The sequence below is a fragment of the Wolbachia endosymbiont of Drosophila barbarae genome (assembly GCF_044752445.1).
Classification (GTDB): Bacteria; Pseudomonadota; Alphaproteobacteria; order Rickettsiales; family Anaplasmataceae; genus Wolbachia; species Wolbachia pipientis.
In genome coordinates this window covers 1-7332 of sequence record NZ_JBIXJM010000116.1, presented here as the reverse complement: position 1 = coordinate 7332, position 7332 = coordinate 1, and the positions used below count along the sequence as shown (strand labels likewise).

Here is a 7332-nt window from a genome sequence, read left to right as displayed (position 1 = left end):
TATAACTTCTTAATTGAAATTCTGCGTGTTCCTTTTTCATATTGCAGTATTACCTGATATGTTGTATCGATTTTTTTTGCTAAATCTTTTTGAGTATATCCCTTTGCTAACCTACGATTTCTTACTTCCTGTCCTATTACTTTGTAATCTAAAAAATTAGAGCATTTATTCTCTTTTTTCACATTTTATACTCCATAACCAGAAGAGCTGTTACGTATACTTAATTGGGAACCTTTTTGACAAACTGAACTCATCTCCTTTCAAACAATTTTTCTATATCACTTAGTTTCATTTCTATATACGTTGGTCTTCCGTGATTGCATTGCCCAGCATAAGGTGTTTCCTCCATTTGTCTCATCAACTCATTCATCTCCTCCAACTTCATTTCCCTTCCAGCTCTATGGCACGCAATGGTAGCTAGTATCTTGTTCACTTTTTCTTCTATAGGTAGCGTATCTCCTATCTCCATTAATCTATCAACTATATTCATCACCATCTCTTTCACATTTATTGTTCCTAAAATTGCAGGTATTTCTTTCACCCTTACTTTATCTTCTGATTCTATTTCAATACCAAAACCCATTTCGAAAAGCTTATCTTTATACATTTCAACCATCTCCATTCCTGCTTGGTTTTTAATCTCGACTATTTCAGGAAAAAGAAGCTTTTGCCTTTTTATGCTTGATTTTTGTTTTAAGCACTCATAGATCAACCTCTCATGAGCTGCGTGCTGGTCTACTATAATTAATTTGCCTTTAGCCTCAGCAATAATGTAAGTATTGTAGACCTGACAGCGTGCATATCCCAGAGGATAATCCTCTATTAAATCAATTTGCTTCCTTTCTAAAACCATCGTTCCCTTTTGGGGTGGAGATTCTCCATATTTAAACGTTTCTGGTAAGCTTTGCCTTCTTTCATCTGGTGCATTGAATTCTTTCATTAGACGATTTTCTAAAAGACTTGGTCTCTTTTCATAAAACTCTTTTTGATCTTTTTTCTCTTGACTATCAACCTGCTCTTGGCTTTTACTATCATTAAAAATTAGCTCCTCTTCAATACCTTGATCACCCGCTGCAAATCTCGTTGATAGTGTTTTTATTATCCCTCTTCTCACTATTTCATATATTAGCCTTTTATTCTGAAATCTTACTTCCGATTTATTTGGATGCACATTTACATCTACTTGGTCATATGGTACTTCTAAATGCAACACTGCAAAAGGATACCTATTGTTTGGAATAAAATCGTGATACGCATATCTAATTGCACCAACAAGTAGATTGTCTTTCATTGGCCTGCCATTAACAAATGTATAAATCTGAGTTGAGTTGCCACGATTGACATTAGGTTTACAGATGTGTCCCTTAAGTTTGATGCCTTCTTCTTCCTCTTTAACTTCCAGTGAATTGCTTTGAAATTCTTCTTCTATTTCACATAATCTGTTGAACAGCGAAGTTTGCTTAACATATTTTAAGAGCTTTTTATTACCAGAAGTGAGAGTAAACCCAATACTATAATTAATCATCGCTAAGTTATTCACAATATCAACAATACTTTGTGTTTCTGCCCTTTCGGTTTTTAGAAACTTTAGTCTATTTGGTGTAGCAAAAAATAAGTCACGAACTTCAATATATGTACCTTGCAACAAAGAACAAGGGGTAATCTCTCTTATTTTTTCTCCTCCCTCATACCTTATAGACCATGCTTCCTTTGCTCCACTTGCCTTAGACGATAATTTCATTCTGCTTACTGCTGCAATTGAAGGTAAAGCTTCTCCCCTAAACCCAAGGTGCTTGATTTCTATTAACTCACTATCGCTTAATTTTGAAGTGGCATGCCTCATAAATGCTAGTTCTAAGTCGTCCTTTTCTATTCCATTTCCATCATCTGTCACAGTTATAAGGTTACGCCCACCACTTTCTATTTTGACTTCTATCTCTAAACTTCCAGCATCTATTGCATTTTCCACTAATTCCTTTACTACACTTGCTGGCCTCTCTATTACCTCTCCTGCTGCTATACGGTTTATAGTTTTTGTATCTAAAAGAATTATTGCCATACTTCCAATTCTCATTCTGATTAGTTTAATGTCAATGAAAATCAAGTTCTAAGCTACTGAATTACCTATTAGCAAGATCAAAAAACTTAAAAAGGAAAATATTTTTTAAATTTGTATCTCAAAAATCTGGGCTTGGGTATGAACGACCTCTAATTTCATCTCTGTTGTTAATTTGAGATATGTTTCCTGTTTCAACTCTTTCTAGATAGGTGTTAGGCTTATTGGGTGGAGAAAATACTCTTGTTATAGGTATCGTAGGTATACTATTATCATCAATACTATATTGACTGCGGCTTCGATCAGGAAGTCTTTTATTTTCCGCTGGATTTATAAGTATATGTCCAGTAACTCCTTCAGGGGCTTGTTTATTATGGCGGATAACATCATATCCAACATGAGGACCATGTGGTCCCTGTAAATCTGATTCAATTATAGGGTTATCAACGTCAATTCTTAATGTATATTTCACGTTTTCTTTAATATCTCGAACCCATATTTCAACTGTAGCTTCCATCTCTACTGGATATAGTGCTATGTCTATTTTACCGAATTTTCCAGTACATAGTATTGTATCATATCTTGTTGCCTTAAAATTTGTGGGATCAACAGATATACGTTTTTTACCAATATTAGAAAGTACTTGGTTAATTTTATCAAGAGCTTCATTGTAAGCTTTAGCACGTTGTAGATGAGATTCCTTATTTGTTAGCACCCTATCTTCCCGTAAGTCTACGTCTTTATTTTTATCAAATTTCCATTCCCCTCTGGAACTAGAATGTTGATATGGCGATTGATTTTCTGCTTGTTCATTTAGTGTACTAGTAGGTACAGAAATGTAACGCTTACCACCAAACGCACCAAGAGATATAGGAAGCCGGTGCCAGCCTTGCTGAATGTGATACCGTATTCCTTTATCATGTTTAATACAATCAGTTACCTTATCTCTGAATCCTTCTGGTGATATTATATTTTTTAATTCAGGTATAGCTTCTGATAAAGCCTCATATAAGCAATTATTTTTTGATTCACTACTTCTATTGTTTTCTGATGTGATGCTTCCACAAAACTCAAAATGATTATCTTTGAGCTCAAGTGGAATAATTATCCTTTCTGATCCTTCAGACATAGAGGAAAATTCTTGTCTTATACCACCATCTCCTTCGACAATAATGGTTAGTCCTGAAATTACAACTCTCTGCTCTTTTAGTATCTTATATACTACTTGAGTACACGCACTAACACATATCATATCCATTGGAATGTTTTCTCGGACTATATCTGCGAGCAAGTCAGGATTTCTAGTTTTAATCATCAACTTTCGCAAATCTTTATGATATTTTTCCGTAATATGGTTTTCTGTTTTAGATGTATTGTCACATTGTTGTTCACTCTGTAGCTTTTCCTTGTGCTCCTGTTTCAATCCTTCAAAGCGCTCAAAATACCCACTTTCTTTGTAAGACTGATATGCTTCTTGCACTTTTTTTCCAATACATCTAACCAGATGATTAGCGCCTTCTTTAAGGACAGGGCTCACAATATGCCGTGCTATAATTTGCCCAGCCTTTTCGCGAAGCAATGATTTCCACTGATCAATTACTCCTTTTTTAAAACTCTCATAATCTTTCTCCACTTCTTGTTTTTGATTGCGTTCTAAGTCTTTTTCCAGCTTATTTAGTCTACCTTTTATTTCCTGATCTAAGTTACCTAAAAGATTATTAGTAATCACTATTATATTGGCAATCTGAACAGAACTTCCTGACCAAACCATTATCTTACTAATAGCATGAATAGGTAATACCAGCTTATTACTTGTTTTGCTTCTTTTTTTAACAGCTTCTGCAATTCCTTGAGTTACACTACTAGCTATCTTGTTGGCAATAGGTAAAAACTCTTCCACATAACTTTGCCTAGTAAAGACACTCTTAGTTAAGTCACCTATAACTTTTTCTGCTCTTTCTCTTCCTAATACTTTATAGGCTTTTTCTAAACTTATAGAGATATTATGTTCTTCTACTTTGCGTTCAATATCTAACAAAATATCAGAGGCTATGCCTTCACATAGTGCTTGAAGGTAATTTTCAACGAGTGTATCAACTCCTGCATTAGCTAAGCCAAGCGCTAACCCTTCTATAGTTTTTAATGTAATACGCTTTGCAACTTCTTTTCCTACTACTTTCCAACCTGCAGTTTGAATCAGCTGAGTTCCGGACATTTCTGCTACTTTCTTACCAAATTCAAAATTAGGTCCAGCTAGTTTATGACCAAAACGTGATACCTTAGCACCTCTTGAAAAATAAGCTCCTATACCAACAGTAACAGCTGTCATCATTAAACTTTCAAGCTTATGTTGTCTATAATCTTCCCAACTAAAATGGCCTGATTTTAAAGCACCTGCTGCAAAGAAGAGATCATTTACACCCTCGCTAACAAATGCAGCACCAACATGGGTCATAATACCCACTGAATATAACTCTATAGCAGTACCTACAGCTATTTGGCTTACTCCCATAGCAGTTACTGCTACAGTGTTGATAAGCATTTCTTGTGTCCATTTCTTCTCTTCTAATTGTAAAAGTTGATCTAATCCATTGAGAAAAAAGACATGCACTTCCTCTATATTTGCAAATTCACCTTGACCACAAAACTCAGTTAGAGATTTTAGTTTACTATCAGGAACCTTTAAAGCTTTCAATGAACTTCTTGATCTTTTCAAGGTGCTAACAATATTTTTAATTGTATCTTTTTTCGCTAGTTGTAATTGATTGTCTAAAACTTTTTCCACTATTTTATCAATACTTTGCAACTTGGTCAGTACGTTTTCATGGCTTCCTTCGGGAAAAAAGTTTAAAGGTTTTTGTCTTTTGTCAGGGCTATTAATATAATAAAGATCTTGTACTAAAGATTTGCCAGCATTTTTAATGTTTTCCTTGCTAATACCCTCATCTTGTATAGACTGCATTGGATCGTACTGGGTAATCCATCCTTTCTCAACCAAGAAGCCAAAAAGCTTTTCTATACACTCTTCTTGAATGAGTGTACTTTTAGAAAGTATACATTTAAAATTATCTTTAGTCATTTTTTGACTATATATACTCTTCAACTTTTCCTCTAAGTCTTCATCTTTAGTTGCTACCATAGTAGGTCTGATAATTTTCTGTTCTAATAATTCCAAGACTAAACTTTGATGTGGTTTTGTTATTAATTGCAGACGAACAGGAAAGTTTTTTTCTTCTAGCTGCACTGCAATTTTTTGAAGGGCTATTCTATAGGTAAAACATGTAGATAATAGTCCTTTTAGGACATTCTCATAAACTGGACAGAAAGAAAGCTGAACTTGTTTGATTTCATCAAATTTGATCTTTAGTCCATAAGCACTATTTTCTGAGCCATCCTTTTTTTCAATGACCTTTTGTTTAGCTAGTTCTGCTAAAATTTTTTCAGCTTCACTTTTAGTGATATTTACTTTAGTAAAGTCTTCCAGAGTAATGGAATCGTAACAAGGAAAAGTCATAGATTCAATTTTACTTTGGTCTATATGCGCTTTTCTGTTAAATGAAAGTACTCCTCTCTCTTTCAATATTTTATATTTGTCTTTGCCTACAATCTTTATAAAATCATCTTTTTTAAAAATATTACCTTTATTTTTCTGTTGTGTAGCCCATTCTACATTTAAAAGAATCTGTTCATTATTGAGCTCTAGAGTTTGCTTTTCTAACTCTTTTTGGTTTATTTTTCCAGTCAGATGATCCAATAATGAAGGATCTGTTTCTTTCAATTTTTCATTATTAACTACAACACACTTAACTTCTTCATTTAAGATTTTCGTGTCTCCAATTTGTTTTACTTGCCTACGTTTTACACTTTTTACAAACTATGATTTGTGTTTAGTTTTTAATTCGAAAGTCGTATATATCGCTGAGATCCATAGCGGCGCCTCGTTCTTTCAATTTTGAATTACTCATTGGTAGCACTTGCTTGAATTTTGAAATATTGGATATCGCTCCTATATTTACTTTTCGCTATTCGAATACAAATGAAATGCTGGGCCAAATGGGGCTAGCTAGCTGAGGCTGAAATTGTATAAATTTTGGTCTTTCAGATGTTTGTAAAAGCACATTTTTGATCCTGTGATATTCAACTCTCTTTGGGAAAGCCAAGCCAAGTCCAGCCCCATTGCAAGTCCATTCATTATCCTCGCCCACCGATCCGAAAGTAGCCACATATTAGTATTGCCGAAACGATATATACATGTACATGTGTACTGCTAAGGGATTGCTGTTTTCTTTTTCGTTTTTCGTTTTTCTCAGTGTGTGTCATGTCCTCCTACTTATATGCATATAGAATGTATGTATATGTATGGCAGTCGTTAAGAAAGTCGTTAAGGATTCCTTGTTTACTTATTTCTTCGTCTTAATGTTATTACTTAAATATTATTTGCATACTCTGCTTTGTTTATTTTTTGTTTTAACAATGCTATGACCCTAGGTTCTTACACTCAAGTAAGTGCCTGTTGCGTGATTTAAGTTAGACAAAAAAAAAAAAGGGGGTGAAACATTATACACATGAGACTGATTAATTAAGTCGACAAAAGCGTTTAAAATGCGTGAGCATATTACATTTTATAATTATATTTATATGCTAATAGAAAAAAATGCACAAAAAATAAAGGATAAACAAGTCATTGTGTGTAGTTCACATGTTGCAAAATATAAGAACAATTATTCTTGATTCCTGCGACACTGGGGGGAAAGGGAGCTATGTAGAGAAACGTGACTATGTACAAGTTGTTTAAATAAATGCGGTAAATGCCACTCCCAATGTTGCACAAGCCGGGCACATACTGCATATTTACTGCATGTACGTTGCATATGGCTACTTGCTGCACACGTTTCATGTTGCCGATGCCGCGCGTGTCACTAATGCTGCTGCTGCTGCTGCTGTTTTTACTGGTGCGATATCCTTGAAGTGGCTGCCGCTGCTGCTGCTGATGTTGTTACTGTTGATGTTGCCGGTCATCGGCGATCATCTATCATCATCATCATCCAATTGGCATGGCATTATTTGATTTTTGTTTTGATTATTTTGTAATCGTGTTTGTGTTCGAAAAAGAGAGGAGTTTATCATTGACTTGGCGACGGAGGATTCTACTACTGTTAACTACATTTCATTTTTAACAAATTCGTCGTTGCTCATACAGCTTAACAGCTAATTAATTAATTTAGGAACTGACTGAGCTCCAAACTAAAGAAAAGATAAAACAAAACTTGTAGGAT

At 34.5% G+C, this 7332-nt stretch carries 4 protein-coding genes; 1 reads left to right on the top strand and 3 read right to left on the bottom strand.

The genetic code is table 11. From position 1 onward, the window contains the following. The 3 genes from ACIPNH_RS01575 to ACIPNH_RS01565 all read right to left on the bottom strand — a co-directional run. Positions 1-182: helix-turn-helix domain-containing protein (locus tag ACIPNH_RS01575; protein WP_400771273.1), on the bottom strand; the 182-nt coding region annotated here is incomplete at its 3' end. Positions 183-250: 68 nt separating this feature from the next. Beyond that, the gene (mutL, locus tag ACIPNH_RS01570; protein ID WP_400771270.1) at positions 251-2059 is read right to left on the bottom strand and encodes a DNA mismatch repair endonuclease MutL; all 1809 of its coding nucleotides are present in this window, start codon (positions 2057-2059) and stop codon (positions 251-253) included. A 118-nt stretch (positions 2060-2177) separates the two neighbouring features. Beyond that, positions 2178-5834: a hypothetical protein gene (locus ACIPNH_RS01565; RefSeq protein WP_400771267.1), complete on the bottom strand. Its 3657-nt coding sequence runs from the start codon at positions 5832-5834 to the stop codon at positions 2178-2180. A 1080-nt stretch (positions 5835-6914) separates the two neighbouring features. On the opposite strand from ACIPNH_RS01565, the gene ACIPNH_RS01560 reads away from it, so the two are divergent. Next, positions 6915-7124 carry a hypothetical protein gene (locus ACIPNH_RS01560; protein ID WP_400771264.1) on the top strand — a complete coding sequence of 70 codons (210 nt, stop codon included), beginning with the start codon at positions 6915-6917 and terminating at the stop codon, positions 7122-7124. The last annotated feature ends 208 nt before the right edge of the window (positions 7125-7332 follow it).

Bases quoted from the DNA above. Each gene is read 5' to 3' on its own strand.
- ACIPNH_RS01560 (WP_400771264.1), top strand. From the start codon at position 6,915: ATGTACGTTGCATATGGCTACTTGCTGCACACGTTTCATGTTGCCGAT.
- mutL (WP_400771270.1), bottom strand. From the start codon at position 2,059: ATGGCAATAATTCTTTTAGATACAAAAACTATAAACCGTATAGCAGCA.